Genomic DNA, 18,140 nt, shown 5'->3' with positions numbered 1-18,140 from the left:
CGCCGCCACCACACCGCCCTCCACGCCGGCCACTGGACCATCACCATCACCAACGGCAAAGTCCACGTCACCCGCCCAACCTGGGCCGACCCACCCCGCCAACCGAACCAACTCCCACCACACCAAACCCCAAACCCCCTGACGCGACCGAGCAGCCGCCAACCCCACCCCCACCAACAGGCCGGGGGTGAACTCGCCGACCCTGGCCTGGTTCAACCAAGCCCCCTTCAACCAGAACCCGCCCCAGGCCCGCCGAAGCCAATCCCACCACCAACATCCCACCCGACCTCACCCCACCCGACCTCATCCCACCCAAGCCCGGTTCAACCAGAGTCACCCGACCCGGTCCCGGATCAACCGAACCTGCGTCATGCGAGCTCACCACGGACTCCATACCCAGGCTCACCACCATCACCACCGCCTGGCTCCTCAACTCCACACCCAGGTTCGCTCACCGTGGCAGCTGCCTCGCGGACGGATAGCCGTGCCCACGCTCCAGCTCGCTCAAGCCGGTGGTCGGCTGACGAGGCGAGCCTGCAACAAGCCGCCGCCTTCGCTGTCTGGGGCGATCCAACACCCGACAACACCCACACCCCCGCACCCGCACCCGCACCCGCACCCGCACCCGCACCCGCACCCGCACCCGCACCCGCACCCGCACCCGCACCCGCACCCGCACCGAGGATCCTTCCCCACCCGAGATCCCCACACCACCAGACGTAGCCACACCACGCCCCGAAACCACTCACCGGCAGAGGTACGCGCACCACCGCCCGGCCTCCCCACGCCCTAGGAGAACCGCACATCACCTCAGCGCCCCGGCCCCAAGACCCCCACACCGCCAGAGGTACGCGCACCACGGCCCGACGTCCTCACGCCACAAGAGGTCCGCACATCACCTGAGCGCCTCGGCCTCAAGACCCAGTGCTGCCCGCGGACTCCGCTCTGCCTGGGGACTCCGCTCTGCCTGCGGTCCGCGATCGCCTGGCAGCCTCTGTGGTCCCGGACCTCGATTCGGTAACCCCAGCGGTCCGCCCCGATCCCTCGGGAAGGAACTCCGGGGAGCTCACAGTCCGATCGCCGAACTAGCCGGCTGAGCGCCCGACGGGACGTTCTCCCAGTCGGGCGGTGACGGCGGCCGGGTTAACCGGCTGGCTGACGTTTGCCGGTGCTCTGACGGGCGGTCACCGGACTCGACGTACGACGCGAATGCCGTGGTTGACCGACTAGTCGATGTTGCCGGCGCACTGACCGGCGGTCACCGGACTCGACGTACGACGCGAATGCCGTGGTTGACCGGCTGGCTGACGTTGCCGGCGCTCTGACGGGCGGTCACCGGATCGACGTACGACGTGGATGTTGTGGTTGACCGGGTGGTGGTGTTGTGGGCGGGTCTGCGGTGCGGTGCTGCGCAGTCGGCTGCGTTCCGGGCGGGAACACGCGGATCTTGGTCGGGCGGCGAGCTTCTCCAGGCATTCGTCGTGCGAGGCCATGCTGATCTGCGGCGCGGACCTGAGCGCGGAGGACATCCGCTGACCAGCAGGACAGCCCGGCCTCAGCCAGCTGCATCCCGACTGCAGCACACACCAACCACTGACCATCAATTGCGGGTCTCTTAGCCGTCCAAGATCGTCGACGCCGGCCACACGCCGACTACGGGTGGCGACCAGGCGTTGGCAGGCGACGCGCAGCACCGCGACCGTGGCGACGGTCGAGGCTGTGGAGACGCTCCGGGGCGCAAAGGGCCGCGAGCGAGAAGATCGCCACCACCCATCACAGTTCCCAGCCGCCGCTTTCCTCAGCCGCCCTGTCCTCAGCCGCCACTTTTCTCAGCCGTCGCGTTCTGCAGCTGCCGCATTTAGTCGGCTGCCACGTGCTCAGGCCCGATCGGCAGGTCAGGTGGTGGGGACTGGCCGCCTGACCTGCCGAATTCTCTACGGACTAGCGGGCGTGGGCGGTGGTGGCTGCGGGACCACGCTTGGCTCGCCGGTGGTAGAGGAACGCCAGGCCCAGGAGGGCGATGGCGCCGGCTGTGGTGGGGAGGATGAGGTCGCTGTAGTCGCTGTAGTCGCTGTAGTCGCGGGTGGGAGTCGTTGCGGGTACGGCGGTGTCGTAGCCGCCGGCCAGGCCTTGGTCTGAGTAGTGGGTGCCGGGGAGCTTGTCGGAGTACCGGGTGGCGACGAGGTCCTGGTAGGCGGCGACGGTGATCGGCGCGGCGCCGATGGACTTGGTGGCCGAGGGGTTGAGCGGCCGAATCTGCGTCCCGGTGAGCGCGTACCAAGCACCGATCTGCGGCTCGGTGAAGACGAGCGCACCACGAGCAGCGGTGAACATCCGCGCCTCGGTGTCACCGCTCGCCACGTTGACCGCTTGCCAAGCACCCGTCCCAGAGTCGGGGACGGTGAAGACCGTCAGCGCCTGACCGCCTTTGCTGGCAGGAGTTGCGGCGTACCAGAAGGTTGCTACCGGCGCCGAAGCGTCGCGGATGAAGGCCGGGTTCAGGGCGTATACGGCATGAGCCTCCGACGACACACTCACGCCGGCCTTGGCGGATCCGGGCAGCTTCCCGAGAAGCCCCAGCGCAGTAGGCGAGTGAGCGGCGGTCGTTGCCTTGGCCAACTCGTTGCTGGAGACCGGATCGGGAGCAGCCGCGCTGGCGGCGCCAGAAACAGTCAAGGCAAGGCCGAGGCCGGCGGCGAGTACGGCGGCGCAGCGGTACAGGATGTGCGTCGGGCGCGGCATGTCAGGCTCCGATCCGGTACAGGGAGTGGGTCCAGGTGAACTGGGAGTTGGACCGGTACCAGGTGTACGTCGAGTAGTTGTAGCGCGGGTCGTCCGGCCAGGGGTTGTAGTACTCGATCGTGGAGTCCGAGGAGTCGTACCCGATGATGTCCATCATGTGCCCGCCGCCCGACGACCAGCCGATCCGCGTCATCACCGGGCGGCCCGCGGCGATCTCGCTGACCAGCGTGCTGAAGCCGAGGGTGGACGAGACGTAGCTGCCGGCGCTGATCCCGATCGAGCGGAACGCCTGCTGGTCGTTCGCCAGCGTGGCCTGGTTGTTCGGGCAGGTCGCGTTCTGACTGTTGCCGAAGGCCAGGTTGCAGAACTGGTTCTGCGAGTACGACTTCCCGTAGAACGCGGCGATGCTGTTACCGGTTGCGGCCCAGCACCAGTTCGACTTCTGCTGCGACTGGCCGGTGACGTTGAGGTAGTAGCTGCCGAGTGCGGCCGAGGCCGGCGGTGCGAGCGGTACCAGCGTGGCGAACCCGATGATCGTTGCCAGTAGCAAAGACCAGGAGCGGCTGGGGCGGAGCCTGCGCATGGATCCTCCTTGGGGGTGGGAGAGGTCCATCGTCAGGAGCGCGCCGGGACCCGGCAAGAACCTGTCACCGGCGCCCGGAGCAGCTGTGAACGCGCGGCGAGCGTGAACAGCGGGTCACGAACCAGTGCCGGACAGTGCTGTGAATGTTTACACTGACCCGGCGGACCGAAGGAGCAGCTCCATGATCGAATCGCCGGCGCGGCCAGTGACTCCCGAGACGTCGTTCGCCGAGGCGCTACGGCAGGCGATCGCACGCCGTGGCCTGGCCCTGAATCGCATCCGCACGCATCTCGCGGACCGTGGGCTGCAGGTCGGCGTCGCCACGCTGAGTACGTGGCAGAGCGGCCGCCGGATCCCGCGGGAGGACTCGCTGACCGTGATCAGTGCGCTCGAGGAGCTCCTGCAGGTACCGACCGGCTGGCTGACCGTCCGGATCCCACCTGCACGCAGCGAGCCCGCGACCGTCCACCCGTACGCCGTTGTCGAGTACGCCGAGGCCCTCAGCGGACTGCTCGACCGGCTCCGCCGCGACGCCCACGGCCGGGTGCGCAATCTCAGCGTGCTCGACGAGGTCCACCTCGGCCCGGATCGCAGCTCCCATCGGAGACGAGTCACGCAGAGCGTGGTCGCCGTACAGCCGGTGGATCGGCTGATCATCGCGGCTCAGGGCGAACTCGGCTGCGACGTCGACCAGCTCGCGCTGCGCGCGGTGAGCGGCTGCCGGACCGGGCGGGTCGCGCGGGATCCCGAGGCCAGCGCGATGCTCGGCGAGCTGCTGTTCGACCGCGTCCTCGCCGTCGGTGAGACGGCCGTTGTGCACTACGAGATCGAGGATCGCACCGGGCTGCCCACGACGGACTACCAGCGGTTCAACGAATGGGGCGGCGCCCACTATGTGCTCGAGGTGCAGTTCGACCGTGCCGCACTGCCGGTGCGGGTGAACGAGTTCCGGCGCACGCACACCGGCGGTCCCGATCTGCTCCGCCGCGACCTCATGCTCACCGCCGACGGCCGGGTCCACGTCGTCGAACCCTCCGCCGACCCCGGCACCGTCGGCATCGCCTGGGAGTGGGACTAGCTAGCGATTGAAGCCCGCATGGACGTGGTCGTGGTGGGTCTGGTCGGAGAAGAACGCCGCGCCGGACAGCTGGTACGGACCACCGACGTTGTAGGACCCGAGAGACTCGGCCGCCCGCATGTACGCCGTGGTCAGCGAGCGTGACGTTGTCGGCGCGACAACCGCGTGACCGTCGATCTGCCAGGTGTCGAACGCCCGTCCGCGCGGGTGATCGCTCGGCCGATTGGTCCCGAACACGTCCAGCGGATGCCCGGAGCGGATCACGCTGACGCCGATCCGGTAGGTCTTGGCGAGCTCGAGCATCGTGGTGAGCACGGTGTCATGCACCTGACCGGACCGGATATCCGCAGCGGATGCAGGCGGCAACAGGATCTGCTTGCTGGCCAGCACTTGCCGCGCCACCGACGAGAGGCTCGTGACCGGTGCTCCAGGCTGAGCCGGGTGAGTCGCAGTCACCCGCCATGTCCCCGATGACTTGCTCAGCCGTACGTCGACCGTCGTACCGCCGGTGATCACCCGGTTCTGCCTGATCGAGTACACGCGGCATGGGACCAGCACGCTCGCCGAGTCGCTCAGGATCCCGCCGTACTGCGCGTCGATCACCTCGATCGCCGCCGGCGTCCCGGTCGGCTGCAGGAGCCTGACTACCGCCGCCACCGCAAGCCGCTTCACCTGAGGCTGGATCTCCCCAGCCCCCGGCACCCAACTCTTCACGGAGGGCAGCACAACTGACGGAGTTGGAACAGGCGTCGGGGAGGGCGAGGCGGAGGGCGAAGGCGAAGGCGAGGGCGAGGGCGAGGGCGGCGGCGACGGCGAGCCGGCCGAAGTAGGAGCCGACGAAGACGACGAGGACGAAGGGGTGTCCTGACCCGAGGAATCACTACACCCAGCCAGCAACCCGGCCCCCGCGACCAGAAACACCCGACGCCCAACACGACTCATACACGCAGTCTCCCCCGGCCCTCAAGCGCGGCCAGGTCAGCTGGGCGACCAGCCGGTCTCCCGCGCCCACCGCTCGGCGCCCGCGATCAGGACCTGTGTCGCCGGTGCCTTGATCTGCCCATAGTCCGCCCAGTCGGTCACGCTGACCGCCAGCCGCTGCTTGAACGCTCCCCACCCCATCCGCGCCGCCTCATCGGCCCGCAGGTAGTCCCGGAAGAGCAACGCGTACCGAGCGTTCGGCCCACCCGCGATCCGGAAATGGATGTTGCACGTCCGAGCCCCCACCGGTGGTGCGAAGACCAGCTTGCGGCTCTCCGTACCGCTGGAGACCTCGAGAACGTTCCACGGCTCCGGCCTCAACCGGAAGCCCAGCCCTTCCATCGTTTCGACCAGCCCATCGCCGTCCAGGTCGGCAGTCCGCACCTGCACGTCGATGCAGTCCTTGGCCGGCAGACCGGGCACCGAGGTGGATCCGACATGATCCACCGCCACCGCATGATGGCCCAGCGCCGCAGCCAGCTTCCCGGCGATCAGTTCGAACTCGTCCGGCCACCCCGGTTGATAGTCGCCGACCGAAACCGACCCGTGGATCTCATCAGGAAAAGGCACCGGACCAGCTTGACGAGCACCAGACCTTGGTGTCGACCGAGTTATTGCGTGACGCGGTAGACGTCGAAGACGCCCTCGACCGAGCGGACCGCCTTGAGGACGTGACCCAAGTGGGTGGGATCGCCCATCTCGAAGGTGAAGCGGGACTTGGCGATCCGGTCGCGGGTCGTGGTCAGGGCCGCGGACAGGATGTTCACGTGGTAGTCCGACAGCACCCGGGTGATGTCCGACAGCAGGCGAGCCCGGTCCAGCGCCTCGACCTGGATCGCGACCAGGAAGACCGACTGGGCGGTCGGCGCCCACTCGACCTCGACGATGCGCTCCGGCTGGGTCTGCAGGTTCTCCACGTTCGCGCAGTCCGACCGGTGCACCGAAACCCCGGCACCACGGGTGATCCAGCCGATGATCTCGTCACCGGGCACCGGCGTACAGCACCGGGCCAGCTTCGACAGCACATCGGTCGCGCCCTTGACGATGACACCGGCATCGCCGCGCGCCGTCCGCTTCCGCCGCTCCCGCGTCGTCGGCAGGTGGACGCCCTCGGCCAGATCCTCGGCCGCGCCCTCCTCACCGCCGTACGTCTCGATCAGACGGCGTACGACGGACTGTGCGCTGACGTGACTCTCTCCGACAGCGGCGTACAGGCCGGTGACGTCGGGGTAGCGCAGCGAGTTGGCGACCGCGGTGAGCGTCTCGTGGGAGAGCAGGCGCTGCAGCGGCAGGCCCTCCTTGCGGAGCTGCTTGGCGATCGCGTCCTTGCCGTGCTCGATCGCCTCGTCGCGGCGCTCCTTGGAGAACCAGTGCTTGATCTTGTTCCGCGCGCGCGGGCTCTTGACGAACGTGAGCCAGTCTCGCGACGGACCCGCGCCCTGCGCCTTCGAGGTGAAGACCTCGACGACGTCACCGTTCTCGAGCGTGCTCTCCAGCGGCACGAGCCGACCGTTGACCCGGGCACCGATACAGCGGTGACCGACCTCGGTGTGGATCGCGTACGCGAAGTCGACCGGTGACGACCCGGTCGGCAGCGACATCACGTCGCCGCGCGGGGTGAAGACGTAGACCTCGGAGTTGTTGATCTCGAACCGCAGCGAGTCGAGGAACTCCGACGGGTCGGAGGTCTCCCGCTGCCAGTCGACGAGCTGCCGCACCCAGGGCATCTCGTTCGGCCCACCGATCTCGGTGGTGGGCGCGCCGGCCGCGTCCGGCGCGGCCGTGGTCGGGTCTTCCTTGTACTTCCAGTGCGCGGCGATGCCGTACTCAGCCCGGCGGTGCATCGAGAACGACCGGATCTGCAGCTCCACCGGCTTGCCCTGCGGGCCGATCACGGTGGTGTGCAGCGACTGGTACATGTTGAACTTCGGCATCGCGATGTAGTCCTTGAACCGGCCGGGCACCGGATTCCAGCGCGCGTGCAGTATGCCGAGCGCCGCATAACAGTCCCGGACCGACTCGACCAGCACGCGGATGCCGACCAGGTCGTAGATGTCGCCGAACTCGCGGCCGCGGACGATCATCTTCTGGTAGATCGAGTAGTAGTGCTTCGGCCGGCCGGTGACGGTCGCCTTCACCTTGGCCGCGCGCAGATCCTCGTGCACCTGGTCGATCACGGAGGCGAGGTACTCGTCGCGGGACGGGGCGCGCTCGGCGACCAGCCGGACGATCTCGTCGTACACCTTCGGGTGCAGGGTCGAGAAGGACAGGTCCTCGAGCTCCCACTTGATCGTGTTCATACCGAGCCGGTGGGCCAGCGGAGCGTAGATCTCCAGCGTCTCGCGGGCGATCCGCTCCTGCTTCTCCTGGCGCAGGAAGCCCAGTGTGCGCATGTTGTGCAGCCGGTCGGCGAGCTTGATCACCAGCACCCGGATGTCCTTGGCCATCGCGACGACCATCTTGCGGATGGTCTCGGCCTGCGCGGACTCGCCGTACTTGACCTTGTCCAGCTTGGTGACGCCGTCGACGAGCATGGCGATCTCTTCGCCGAACTCGCCGGTCAGCTCTTCGACCGTGTACGGCGTGTCCTCGACGGTGTCATGCAGCAGCGCGGCGCACAGGGTCGGCGCGGTCATACCGAGCTCGGCCAGGATGGTGGCGACGGCGAGCGGGTGCGTGATGTACGCGTCGCCGCTCTTGCGCAGCTGGCCGGTGTGGTACTTCTCCGCGGTCCGGTAGGCGCGCTCGATCATGCCGAGGTCGGCCTTGGGGTGCGTGGCGCGGACGACCCGGAACAGCGGCTCGAGCATCGGCGCCCGGTTCGGATGCCGGGTGCCGCCGAGGCGCGCCAACCGGGCCCGCACGCGGGCCGGGGCGATCCGTGGCGGTTGCTGGGCGGCAGGCGGTGACACGGGCGCCGGGCGCGCAGGTGCAGGCGCGCGCGGAGGCTCCTGCGGTACCACATTCGGCACCGCTGATGTCATCGCCGGGTCTTCGCCCACGTTGTGTCCCTCCGCCGACAGACCACCAGTCTAGGGGGCCCCGGCCAATGGGGTGGAAACACCCTGTGGACAACACGCCGGGTCAATCCCCGGTTGCAGAGAGTTTGCCCGATTTCAGACCGTCACGAGCGCGGTCACCTGCTCCTCGGAAAGCCGTTCCCGCCCCGGGAGGAAGGAGAGCTCGATCAAAACCGTCGTACTGACGACCTCGGCGCCACAGCGGCGGATCAGCCGCAGACACGCCTCGACCGTGCCACCGGTGGCCAGGACGTCGTCGATCACCAGCACCCGCTCCCCCGGCGTGAACGCGTCCTGGTGAACCTCGATGGTCGCCTCGCCGTACTCCAGCGCGTACGACTCCTCGTACGTCGCGGCCGGCAACTTCCCCTTCTTCCGCACCGGGACGAACCCGGCGCCGAGGGAGAGCGCGACCGGGGCGGCCAGGATGAACCCGCGCGCCTCGATCCCGACCACCTTGTCGACCACCGGCCTGCCGTCGTCGTCCCGCCCGGAATCGGCCAGCACCTCCACCACCTGGGCGAAGCCGCCGTGATCGGCCAGCAGCGGGGTGATGTCCTTGAACACCACCCCTGGCTGCGGGTAGTCCGGGATGTCGCGGATGCCGTCTTTGAGGACCTGCTCCAGCGACCTCATCTCACTTACCGCGCTTCGACCGCGGCTTGCGCGACGGTTGTGGCCGGCCGGAACCGGTCGCCTTCAGCGGGCGAGCCGCCGGCGTCGGCGCCGTACCTGCGGGCCGGTCCTGCTTGCGCGGCGCGTCCTTGACGGCCGAGCGCGCCGGGGCGCCTGCTGTCGCCACCGCAACCGGGGCACCGGTCGCCGCGGCAGCCGCCGCGAGCTGCGCCTTCTTGGCGGTGACCCGCTTGTTCAGCGCCTGCATGCCCGGCTCGCGCTCCTTGAAGACCGCGAGCAGCGCCGGAGCGATGAAGATCGACGAGTACGCACCGACCGCGATACCCACGAACAGCGCCAGCGACAGGTCCTTCAGCGGCCCGGTGCCGAGCACCCAGGTGCCGACCACGAGGATCGCACCAACCGGCAGCAACGCGGTGAGCGTGGTGTTGATCGACCGTACGACGGTCTGGTTGACGGCCAGGTTCGTCGCGTCGGAGTAGGTGAACCGGTTCGATCCGGTGATCCCCCGGGTGTTCTCCCGGATCTTGTCGAACACCACGACCGTGTCGTACAGCGAGTAACCGAGGATCGTCAGTACGCCGATCACCGTCGCCGGCGTCACGTCGAAGCCGATCAGTGCGTACACACCGACCGTGATCGTGACGTCGTGGATCAGCGCGATGATCGCCGCCGCCGAGCCCTTGGCTTCTCGGAAATACAGCCAGATCACCGCGAACACGAGCACCAGGAACACGATCAGCGCAAGCAACGCCTTGTCGGCGATCTGCTGACCCCAGGACGCGCCGATCTGCGACGACGTCACCTGCTCGACGGGAACCCCGGCCTTCTGGGCGATCGCGGCCTTGACCTTGCCGATGTCGTCCTGGGCGAGTGGCTTGGTCTGCACCCGCACGGCACCGTCGCCGATGGTCGTCACGACCGGGTCGCCGAGATCCTTCGCGTTGGTCGCCTTCACCGCGTCGGAGAAGTCCTGCACCGTGTGGTCGGTGATCTTGACCTTCGCCTGGAACTCGTTGCCGCCCTTGAACTCGATACCGAGCGCCAGGCCACGAGTGAACAGTCCGAGCAGCGAGACGGCCACCAGCACCAGGGAGACGGTGAACCAGATCTTGCGATGACCGATGAAGTCGTAGGAGACCTCACCGCGGTGCAGCTTGGCACCGAGCTGTCCGAGCTTCGACATCAGACCTCCCCTCCCACCGGCTTGCGCGTCGACGGCGTCTTGCGCGGCCGCAGCGTCGGTTTCATCTGCCCGGGCAACCGGTCGACGCCGAGATGCTCCGGATCCAGGCCGGACAGCTTGTGCCCGTGGCCGAAGAAGTCGGTCCGGGCCAGCAGCGTCACCATCGGCTTGGTGAACATGAAGACCACGAGCAGGTCGATCAGCGTGGTCAGGCCGAGCGTGAACGCGAAGCCCTTCACGCTGCCGACCGCCAGGACGTAGAGCACCAGCGCGGCGAGCAGCGAGATCGAGTCGGCCGCGATGATCGTGTGCTTGGCCCGGGCCCAGCCGGTCTCCACCGAGGAGCGCAGACTGCGCCCCTCACGCACTTCGTCCCGCAATCGTTCGAAGTAGATGATGAACGAGTCCGCGGTGATACCGACAGCCACGATCAGACCCGCGATACCGGCCAGCGACAGGGTGAACCCGATCGCCTTGCCGAGCAGGATGACCGACGCACCGGTGATGACGCCGGCGACCGCGAGCGACGCGACCACGACGATGCCCAGGCCGCGGTAGTACAGGAAGCAGAACAGGACGACGAGCGCCAGGCCGGCGATACCGGCCCAGATCCCGGCGGAGAGCTGCTCACCACCGAGCTGCGCCGACACCGTGTCGACCGTGGAGATGTCGAACTTGACCGGCAGCGAGCCGTACTTCAGCACGTTGGCCAGGTCGCGGGCCTCGGCCTCGGTGAAGGTACCCGTGATCTGCGCCTGACCGCCCGGGATCGGGTTGTCCACGCTCGGGGTCGAGATGGTCTGGCCGTCGAGCACGATCGCGAACAGGTTCGCGCCCTGGCCGCGCTGGGCGATGTTCGTGGTGGCCTTGAGGAACTTCTCCCCACCGTCGCCGGTGAACTTCAGGTTCACCTGCCACTGGATGCCGTTCTGCGGGATGCCCGCGGAGGCGTCCGACAGATCCCGGCCCTCCAGGATCGCGGGACCGAGCAGGTACTTGTACTGCTTGTCGCGGTCACACGAGAACAGCGGACCCTTCGGGTCGTCGGTCTGCTTGTCACCGCACTTGAACGCCGCGAACGCGGTCGTGGTCGCCGCGTCCGGGGTGTAGCTCAGCGGATCGCCCGGGTTCGTGGCCGGCGTCGACGGCGTGGTCGCCGGAGTGCTCGGCTTCGGGGTCGTGCTGGCGGCCGGAGTGCTCGGCTTCGGCGTCGGCGTCGCGGCCTTGCCGAGTGCGCTGGTCCAGGCCCGGCCGTTCGGCGTCGTGGTCGGCTTGGGCTTCACCGTCGCGCTGGGCTTCACGGTCGTGCTGGGCTTCGGCGTCGTACTCGGCTTCGGCGTCCCGGTCGGGGTCGCCGACGGGGTCGGCACGGCCGGCGGGTTGATCGGCTGCGCGTCGTACACGATCCGGAAGTAGAGCAGGGCGGTCTGGCCGACCTGCTGGACCAGGGATTCCTTCGTGGCACCGGGGACGGCCACGTTGATGTGGTTCGACCCGGAGGTGGTGATGTCGGACTCGGCGACACCGGCACCATTGACGCGCTGGTCGATGATGCTCTTCGCCTCTTGCAGCTGGTCCGCGGTCACCGAACCCTTGCCGTCCAGCGTCTCGGCGGTCAGCGTGATGGTGGTGCCACCCCGCAGGTCCAGCCCGAGCTTGGGCTTCCAGGTCTTGGTCAGCGCCATGATCCCGAACAGCAGGACCACGATGACCGCCAGGACGATCAGGTTCCGCCCTGGGCGCGATGTCGTCGTCGTTGCCACGTCAGATTCAACCTTTGTGCTTCTGGGCGCGCCGCAACGTCGGATGGACGCCGGGCGCCGCGCCGCAGGCCGTTGGGACGGAAATCAGTTCTCGGTGTGCGTCGGCGGCAGCTTCGGCGCGTCCTGCACCTTGCCGTCGGCCTTGTCCTTACCAGCGTCGGGTACGTCGACCGGGTCCTTGGCGGACGCTTCGACGACGGACTCGTCGGCGGGCTCCTCGACGGCCTCGTCAGCAGCGGCGTCGTCGTCCGGCACGACCCGGCCGACCGCGGCCTTGACGACCTGCACCAGCACGCCCTCGGAGATCTCCAGCGTCACGTACTCGTCGTCGGTCTCCTCGACGATCCCGACCAGGCCGCTGGTGGTGATCACCTTGGTGCCCGGCTGGAGCGAAGCGACGGTGTCGGCTTGCCGCTGACGCTGCTTGCGCTGCGAGCGGCTCATGAACCAGATCATTCCGACGATCAGGATCAGCGGCAGCAGCAGCGTGAAGCCGGAGCCGCCCCCAGAAGAGGCCATGGGAACTGCGAGGGATTGCATCGGGTCTCAAAATCCTTCGTCGATCGGGAGTACGGGCGTCCGGCACGCTCTGCTCAAGCGCGCAGGTCGCAGCGGAATGGGCCTGAGGGTCAGGCACCGGGGAGTCTAACCCTGAGCGGCAACAAGTGCCTCATGACACGGGGTCACGTTTGAGTTACTCGCTACGCAGTGTCTACGTTCCGGCGAACGCGGACGTTCCCCGGACCGGGGTTCTCTCTCCTTGTTCTCTTAGTCAGTGTCCTCGGTGTCGAACAACGTGTCCGCGAAGGTCGCACCCTTCGGAACCTTGAGCCCGATGTGCCGCCAGGCCGCGGGCGTGGCGACGCGACCACGCGGCGTACGGGCCAGATACCCGGACCGGACCAGGAACGGCTCGGCCACTTCCTCCACGGTCTCACGTTCCTCGCCGACCGCAACGGCCAACGTGGAAAGACCTACCGGTCCCCCGCCGAATCGACGGCACAGCGCGTCCAGGACGGACCGGTCGAGCCGGTCCAGGCCCATCTTGTCCACCTCGTAGAGCTCCAGCGCGGCTCTCGACAGGGCGATCGTGATGATGCCGTCGGCCCGTACCTCTGCGTAGTCGCGAACCCGGCGGAGCAGCCGGTTCGCGATCCGGGGTGTGCCGCGGGACCGGGACGCGATCTCGGCCGCGGCCTCCGGGGTGATGTCGACCTCCAGCAGGGCGGCCGACCGGTTCACGATCTTCTCCAGCTCGGCGGCCTCGTAGAACTCCAGGTGACCGGTGAATCCGAACCGGTCCCGCAGCGGGCCTGGCAGCAGACCCGCGCGGGTGGTCGCACCGACGAGTGTGAACGGCGGAATCTCCAGCGGGATCGCGGTCGCGCCCGGCCCCTTGCCGACGATCACGTCGACCCGGAAGTCCTCCATCGCCATATAAAGAAGCTCTTCGGCGGGCCGGGACATCCGGTGGATCTCGTCCAGGAACAGGACTTCGCCCTCGCTCAACCCGGACAGAATCGCGGCCAGGTCACCGGCATGCTGAATCGCCGGACCGCTCGTCACCCGCAGTGGCGCGGACAGCTCGCTGGCGATGATCATCGCCAGCGTGGTCTTTCCCAGCCCAGGCGGTCCCGACAGCAGCACGTGATCTGGTGCGCGGTTACGTCCACGAGCCGCGTGCAGGACCAGCTCGAGCTGCTCGCTGACCCGGCGCTGACCGCCGAACTCGGCCAGCGTGCGCGGCCGCAGCGCGGACTCGATCTTGCGTTCCTCGAGATCCGCCGCATCCGCGGACACCAGCGGCCGGACGTTGTCTTCCATCTCCTACGCCTTCGACAGCGCGCGCAAAGCGGCGCGCAGCAGGTCGGGCACGGACGGCTCCGGGTTGTCGGCAGCGAGTGGCGAGACCGCGGTGACGGCATCGTCGGCGTCGCGAGCGTTCCAGCCGAGACCGACCAGGCCTGCGTGCACCTGCTCGCGCCAGGCTTCAGCAGCCTGCAGCGGACGCCCGGTCACCGTCTTCGACGGCGCACCGATCTTGTCCTTCAACTCCAGCACGATCCGCTGCGCACCCTTCTTACCGATACCGGGCACCTTCACCAGTACGGCGAGATTCTCGGTCGCGACCGCCTGCCGCAACTGATCGGGACTCAGCACCGCCAACGCAGCCTGCGCCAGCTTCGGCCCAACCCCAGAAGCCGTCTGCAGCAACTCGAACAGATCCTTCTCGTCGTCGTCGGAGAACCCGTACAGCGTGAGCGAGTCCTCCCGAACCACCATCGACGTCGCCACCCGGGCCTCCTGTCCCGGCCGCAACCCGGCCAGCGTGCCGGGATGACAGAACACCTGCAGTCCTACTCCCCCGACCTCGATGACAGCGCAGTCGACACCAATCGCCGCCACCGGCCCCCGCACGAACGCGATCATCGCTTGCCTTCCTGTGCCGCCACCGCGGCACGCAATCTCGCCACCTGCAACCGTGACTGGGCCTGCGCCAACGCCTCCAGGTTGGCCCGGCTCCCAGCCGCCTCCTGCAACTTGCTCGCCACGCCACCACGCCAGACGTGACAGATCGCCAGCGCCAACGCGTCGGCCGCGTCGGCCGGCGTCGGACGCTCGGCCAGCTTGAGGATCCGGGTCACCATCGTGGTCACCTGCTCCTTGCCGGCCCGGCCCGAGCCGGTCACGGCGGCCTTCACCTCACTCGGAGTGTGCAGCGCGACGGGCAATCCACGCCGAGCGGCAACGACCATGGCCACTCCGGACGCCTGCGCCGTCCCCATCACCGTGCGGACGTTCTGTTGCGCGAACACCCGCTCGACCGCGACCGCATCCGGCTGGTACTTCGTGATCCACTCCTCGAGCTCGGCCTCGATCCGGACCAGCCGCTTGGCGACGTCCAGGTCGGCCGGCGTCCGGATCACCCCGACGGCGACCATGGCCGGCGGCTTACCCGGGGTGCCCTCGACGATGCCGAGACCACACCGCGTCAGCCCCGGGTCGACGCCGAGCACTCGCATGGACTACCTCCGAACGTTTGTTCGACAACCCTAACGGCACCACAATCAGAAGTAGTCGAGCATGTACGGCGTGGCGCCGGTGAAGGCCGTGTCGAGGGCAGCATCCAGCTCGACGGATCCGCCCGACGCCAGACCCGCGGCACGGAGGGTGGCCAGCGGCGTACCGGCGTACAAACCAGCAAGTCCACGTGGGCCAAGCACCAAGGCGTCATCGGACCCTTGAGTCGAGGTGAGTTCCCCTGACCCATCAGCAACTGACAGGTGCCAGTCGCCGCTGTTCGCGGGTACGTCGGGGTCGTCGAGCCGCAGGTCCGCCTCTACCCCCGCACCGGGCGCGAAGCCTCGGGCGGCGATCGCAGTGGGTGCGTCGAGCAGCCGCAGCATCCAGCGCTGGTGCTGCACCTCTTTATGGGCCTCGTGCTCGACCAAGAGGTGCACCGCGTCGTCCGGAGAGATGTACGCCCGCACGGTGTCGGCAATCGACGAGCCTGAACCGACAGTGGCCCACAGCGCGCGAGCAGTCGCCTCCGAACCGGCGACGAGCTCCTCCACGCACAGGTCGGAGCCGGACCAGTTGTAGACGACGATGCCGTCGTCAGCGAGGTACGCGAAGTTGTCCTCGTCCGCGAGCCACGAGGTGACCTCCTTGATCGGCCACACCAGCGGACCGCTCGTACGGCGTCGTGCGTGCGCCTCCCCCACCAGCTCCAGGAACCGCTCCGCATCCTCGGGCCCAGCACGTCGTACGGCGATCTCCTTGCCGCCGAGCGCCCGTAGATCGGCCGCAGGGAAGGAGAAGCGGTACCGGCCACCGCCGAACTCGTAGCCGAGGTGCCGGTAGATCACCGTGGTCGCCGGATACAGCGCGGTCAGCGGGAAGCCCTTGTCCGCGGCGCGTTGCAGCACACCCCGCATCAGCTTGCTGCCGACTCCACGGCCTCTGTACTCCGGTGACACGACCACCCCGGCCACACCGGCAACCGGTACGCGTCGACCGCTCCACCACTGCTCGAAGGCCCAGAACCGGGCCGCCGCGATTACCTCGTCACCGTCGGCGACACCGACGTACCGGCCGTCCTGCATGAACACCCGGGCGTCCTTGAGCCACTGCTCCCGATCACCGCCGGCCATGACTCCGAACGACCGTGCCCGCACCCGCATCACCGCATCCAGCTGGTCCTCGGTGATGTCCACAAACCGCAACGCGTCATCCACACCGCCGACCCTATGTCCTCGCGCCGGCTACTTGCGATCGGTTACCCACAGGTGGATCGTGCCCTCGACGACCACGGTCCCGTCGTCGCGGGTCGCCTTGACCGCGACCGGCACATCAGGTCCGGCCGTCCAAGCAGCCGGGTCGGTCTCGGCCGAGCAGGTCAGGGTCGAGGTGGACTTGGCGAGGTACGCGACCTCCATCCCCTTCGGCAGCCAGCGTTTTCCGGCCGGAATGGTTGCCTCCGCCAACGCACCCATCGCCGCCTCCAGACCGTTGCACACGGCAATCGCATGCACGGTCCCGATGTGGTTCTGCACGGCCCGCCGCTTCGGCAGGACCAACGCCGCGTAGTTGGGACTCACCTGCACGAACCGCGGCCGGATCGACCGGAAGTACGGCGCCTTCCAGGTGAACCCCCAGGAGAACACCCGCTCCCCACCCGGCACCGACCGCAACCGATCCCACAACCCCAACACCTGACTAGACATGCCTGGCATGTTACCCATGGGTTACTTACTCCGTCGACCCACTTACCAGTCGCCCCAGCACGCTCTCCGCAGGCCCCGGAGCCGCGGCGGTGGACGGGTGGCGTTCTGTGCGGGGTACTGGATTTAGACGATTCAATTCGTGGTGGATAGACTGCGGCCGTGGTGACTGTGGGTGGACGGGGGACGATGGCGACGCCCAGCATCAAAGAGGTCGCGCACCGGGCCGGGGTTTCGGTCGGGACGGTGAGCAACGTACTCAACCGGCCGTGGATCGTGGCCCCGGCGACTCGGCAGCGGGTGCAGGACAGCATCCGGGCGCTGGGTTTCGTACGGAACGAGGCCGCGCGGCACCTGCGGGCCGGAAAGAGCCGAACGGTCGGCCTGATCGTGCTCGACGTCGCGAACCCGTTCTTCACCGACATCGCCGAAGGGGCCGAATCACTGGCCTACGAGCACGACACCGTGGTGATGCTCTGCAACAGCAAGACCGACCCGGTCCGCGAAGGCCATCACCTCGATCAGCTCGAGCAGCAACGCGTCCTCGGCATCCTGATCACGCCGTTCGACAGCAACGATCCACGCCTCACCGCAATGGTCTCCCGCGGTACGCCGGTAGTCCTGGTCGACCGCGCCGCCGACCGCGGCCTCTGCTCGGTCAGCGTCGACGACCAGCTCGGCGGACGCCTGGCCGGCAACCACCTGATCGAGGCCGGCCATCGCCGAATCGCCTTTATCGGTGGGCCTTTCACCATGCAGCAGGTCTCCGACCGGATGGCCGGCATCACCGCCACCGCCGAGGAAGCGGGCGGCGTAGATCTCCAGTACTACGAGGTCGACGTGATGGGCGTGATCGAAGGCCGCAAGATCGGCGAACAGCTCGCCGCACTCCCCGCGCGATCCCGCCCGACCGCGGCCTTCCTCGCCAACGACCTCCTCGCCCTCGGCTTCCTCCAGGCCATGTCCGTCGCCGGTCTCCGCGTCCCGCGCGACATGGCGATCGTCGGGTACGACGACATCGACTTCGCACGTGCTGCCGCCGTACCGCTGTCATCGGTGCGGCAACCGGCCGAACTGCTCGGGCGGTCCGCGATGGAGCTCCTCCAGGAGGAGGTCCAGGCGGCCGACCAGCATCGCCACCGCCAGGTCATCTTCCAGCCCGACCTCATCATCCGCGAATCCAGCGACTACACCCGCTGATCCACCAGAACCCACTCCCCTCACCAGCCGACCTCGACAGCTTCCGGCTTGAGGGCGATAGCGCCGGGTTGCGTGCAGAAGGACTGGTAGTAGTCATGTACGTATACCCCTGGCTGAGCGTGGCGCCGGGTGGATGTGCGAGCTGATCGGCACTACTACCTGTTCTTAGGTACAGATCCCCCTGGACACCGCCCACATCCGGGCAGAACACCCCGGTGTGACCAGTC

17 protein-coding genes are annotated in these 18,140 nt (G+C 68.1%); 2 read left to right on the top strand and 15 right to left on the bottom strand.

The annotated features are described in order from the left end of the window. Window positions 1-1,226 precede the first annotated feature (1,226 nt). The 3 genes from AB0L70_RS34005 to AB0L70_RS33995 form a co-directional block, all read right to left on the bottom strand. Window positions 1,227-1,529 carry a hypothetical protein gene (locus AB0L70_RS34005; protein WP_363690900.1) on the bottom strand — a complete coding sequence of 101 codons (303 nt, stop codon included), beginning with the start codon at window positions 1,527-1,529 and terminating at the stop codon, window positions 1,227-1,229. A gap of 412 nt (window positions 1,530-1,941) precedes the next feature. Then, on the bottom strand, window positions 1,942-2,742 hold the full coding sequence (locus AB0L70_RS34000) for a hypothetical protein (protein WP_363690899.1): 801 nt from the start codon (window positions 2,740-2,742) through the stop codon (window positions 1,942-1,944). 1 nt (window position 2,743) lies between these two features. After that, entirely contained in the window at window positions 2,744-3,325 is a 582-nt protein-coding gene (locus AB0L70_RS33995; RefSeq protein ID WP_363690898.1) for a papain-like cysteine protease family protein, read from the bottom strand. A gap of 181 nt (window positions 3,326-3,506) precedes the next feature. Between AB0L70_RS33995 and AB0L70_RS33990 the strand changes: the two genes are divergently transcribed. Then, window positions 3,507-4,403: a hypothetical protein gene (locus AB0L70_RS33990; protein ID WP_363690897.1), complete on the top strand. Its 897-nt coding sequence runs from the start codon at window positions 3,507-3,509 to the stop codon at window positions 4,401-4,403. Here the strand turns inward: AB0L70_RS33990 and AB0L70_RS33985 are convergent, their stop codons facing one another. The 12 genes from AB0L70_RS33985 to AB0L70_RS33930 all read right to left on the bottom strand — a co-directional run bounded on the left by AB0L70_RS33985 (window position 4,404) and on the right by AB0L70_RS33930 (window position 16,716). Continuing rightward, window positions 4,404-5,117 (bottom strand): hypothetical protein, encoded by a 714-nt coding sequence (locus tag AB0L70_RS33985; RefSeq protein WP_363690896.1) that lies wholly within the window; start codon window positions 5,115-5,117, stop codon window positions 4,404-4,406. Between the two features lie 264 nt (window positions 5,118-5,381). Next, entirely contained in the window at window positions 5,382-5,954 is a 573-nt protein-coding gene (locus AB0L70_RS33980; protein ID WP_363690895.1) for a GrpB family protein, read from the bottom strand. Between the two features lie 41 nt (window positions 5,955-5,995). Beyond that, window positions 5,996-8,194 carry a bifunctional (p)ppGpp synthetase/guanosine-3',5'-bis(diphosphate) 3'-pyrophosphohydrolase gene (locus AB0L70_RS33975; RefSeq protein ID WP_363690902.1) on the bottom strand — a complete coding sequence of 733 codons (2,199 nt, stop codon included), beginning with the start codon at window positions 8,192-8,194 and terminating at the stop codon, window positions 5,996-5,998. Window positions 8,195-8,500: 306 nt separating this feature from the next. Beyond that, on the bottom strand, window positions 8,501-9,040 hold the full coding sequence (locus AB0L70_RS33970) for an adenine phosphoribosyltransferase (RefSeq protein WP_363690894.1): 540 nt from the start codon (window positions 9,038-9,040) through the stop codon (window positions 8,501-8,503). A 1-nt stretch (window position 9,041) separates the two neighbouring features. Beyond that, the gene (gene secF, locus AB0L70_RS33965; RefSeq protein WP_363690893.1) at window positions 9,042-10,226 is read right to left on the bottom strand and encodes a protein translocase subunit SecF; all 1,185 of its coding nucleotides are present in this window, start codon (window positions 10,224-10,226) and stop codon (window positions 9,042-9,044) included. After that, window positions 10,226-11,989, bottom strand: a complete 1,764-nt coding sequence (gene secD / locus AB0L70_RS33960) for a protein translocase subunit SecD (protein WP_363690892.1) — start codon at window positions 11,987-11,989, stop codon at window positions 10,226-10,228. The genes secF and secD overlap by 1 nt, the downstream gene beginning before the upstream one ends. Before the next feature lie 84 nt (window positions 11,990-12,073). Further along, a complete protein-coding gene (yajC, locus tag AB0L70_RS33955) occupies window positions 12,074-12,508 on the bottom strand; it encodes a preprotein translocase subunit YajC (protein ID WP_363690891.1) in 435 nt (144 codons plus the stop codon). Between the two features lie 249 nt (window positions 12,509-12,757). Then, the gene (gene ruvB / locus AB0L70_RS33950; RefSeq protein WP_363690890.1) at window positions 12,758-13,813 is read right to left on the bottom strand and encodes a Holliday junction branch migration DNA helicase RuvB; all 1,056 of its coding nucleotides are present in this window, start codon (window positions 13,811-13,813) and stop codon (window positions 12,758-12,760) included. Between the two features lie 3 nt (window positions 13,814-13,816). Then, window positions 13,817-14,419, bottom strand: coding sequence for a Holliday junction branch migration protein RuvA (gene ruvA, locus AB0L70_RS33945; protein WP_363690889.1), 603 nt, complete (start codon window positions 14,417-14,419; stop codon window positions 13,817-13,819). Next, window positions 14,416-15,012 (bottom strand): crossover junction endodeoxyribonuclease RuvC, encoded by a 597-nt coding sequence (gene ruvC / locus AB0L70_RS33940; RefSeq protein ID WP_363690888.1) that lies wholly within the window; start codon window positions 15,010-15,012, stop codon window positions 14,416-14,418. The genes ruvA and ruvC overlap by 4 nt, the downstream gene beginning before the upstream one ends. A 45-nt stretch (window positions 15,013-15,057) precedes the next feature. Beyond that, the gene (locus AB0L70_RS33935) at window positions 15,058-16,227 is read right to left on the bottom strand and encodes a GNAT family N-acetyltransferase (protein WP_363690887.1); all 1,170 of its coding nucleotides are present in this window, start codon (window positions 16,225-16,227) and stop codon (window positions 15,058-15,060) included. 27 nt (window positions 16,228-16,254) lie between these two features. Then, window positions 16,255-16,716 (bottom strand): hotdog fold domain-containing protein, encoded by a 462-nt coding sequence (locus AB0L70_RS33930; protein ID WP_363690886.1) that lies wholly within the window; start codon window positions 16,714-16,716, stop codon window positions 16,255-16,257. 159 nt (window positions 16,717-16,875) lie between these two features. On the opposite strand from AB0L70_RS33930, the gene AB0L70_RS33925 reads away from it, so the two are divergent. Then, window positions 16,876-17,913, top strand: coding sequence for a LacI family DNA-binding transcriptional regulator (locus AB0L70_RS33925; RefSeq protein WP_363690885.1), 1,038 nt, complete (start codon window positions 16,876-16,878; stop codon window positions 17,911-17,913). Window positions 17,914-18,140: the final 227 nt, after the last annotated feature.

The organism is Kribbella sp. NPDC051952 (genome assembly GCF_040680855.1).
GTDB lineage: Bacteria > Actinomycetota > Actinomycetes > Propionibacteriales > Kribbellaceae > Kribbella.
Note: the sequence above shows the minus strand (reverse complement) of the source record. Positions and strands in the feature narration are given on the sequence as shown.

Coding starts and splice junctions, on each gene's coding strand:
- AB0L70_RS34005 (WP_363690900.1), bottom strand. CDS start 1,529: ATGTCCTCCGCGCTCAGGTCCGCGCCGCAGATCAGCATGGCCTCGCAC.
- AB0L70_RS34000 (WP_363690899.1), bottom strand. CDS start 2,742: ATGCCGCGCCCGACGCACATCCTGTACCGCTGCGCCGCCGTACTCGCC.
- AB0L70_RS33995 (WP_363690898.1), bottom strand. CDS start 3,325: ATGCGCAGGCTCCGCCCCAGCCGCTCCTGGTCTTTGCTACTGGCAACG.
- AB0L70_RS33990 (WP_363690897.1), top strand. CDS start 3,507: ATGATCGAATCGCCGGCGCGGCCAGTGACTCCCGAGACGTCGTTCGCC.
- AB0L70_RS33975 (WP_363690902.1), bottom strand. CDS start 8,194: ATGCTCGAGCCGCTGTTCCGGGTCGTCCGCGCCACGCACCCCAAGGCC.
- AB0L70_RS33970 (WP_363690894.1), bottom strand. CDS start 9,040: ATGAGGTCGCTGGAGCAGGTCCTCAAAGACGGCATCCGCGACATCCCG.
- secF (WP_363690893.1), bottom strand. CDS start 10,226: ATGTCGAAGCTCGGACAGCTCGGTGCCAAGCTGCACCGCGGTGAGGTC.
- yajC (WP_363690891.1), bottom strand. CDS start 12,508: ATGGCCTCTTCTGGGGGCGGCTCCGGCTTCACGCTGCTGCTGCCGCTG.
- ruvB (WP_363690890.1), bottom strand. CDS start 13,813: ATGGAAGACAACGTCCGGCCGCTGGTGTCCGCGGATGCGGCGGATCTC.
- ruvA (WP_363690889.1), bottom strand. CDS start 14,419: ATGATCGCGTTCGTGCGGGGGCCGGTGGCGGCGATTGGTGTCGACTGC.
- ruvC (WP_363690888.1), bottom strand. CDS start 15,012: ATGCGAGTGCTCGGCGTCGACCCGGGGCTGACGCGGTGTGGTCTCGGC.
- AB0L70_RS33930 (WP_363690886.1), bottom strand. CDS start 16,716: ATGTCTAGTCAGGTGTTGGGGTTGTGGGATCGGTTGCGGTCGGTGCCG.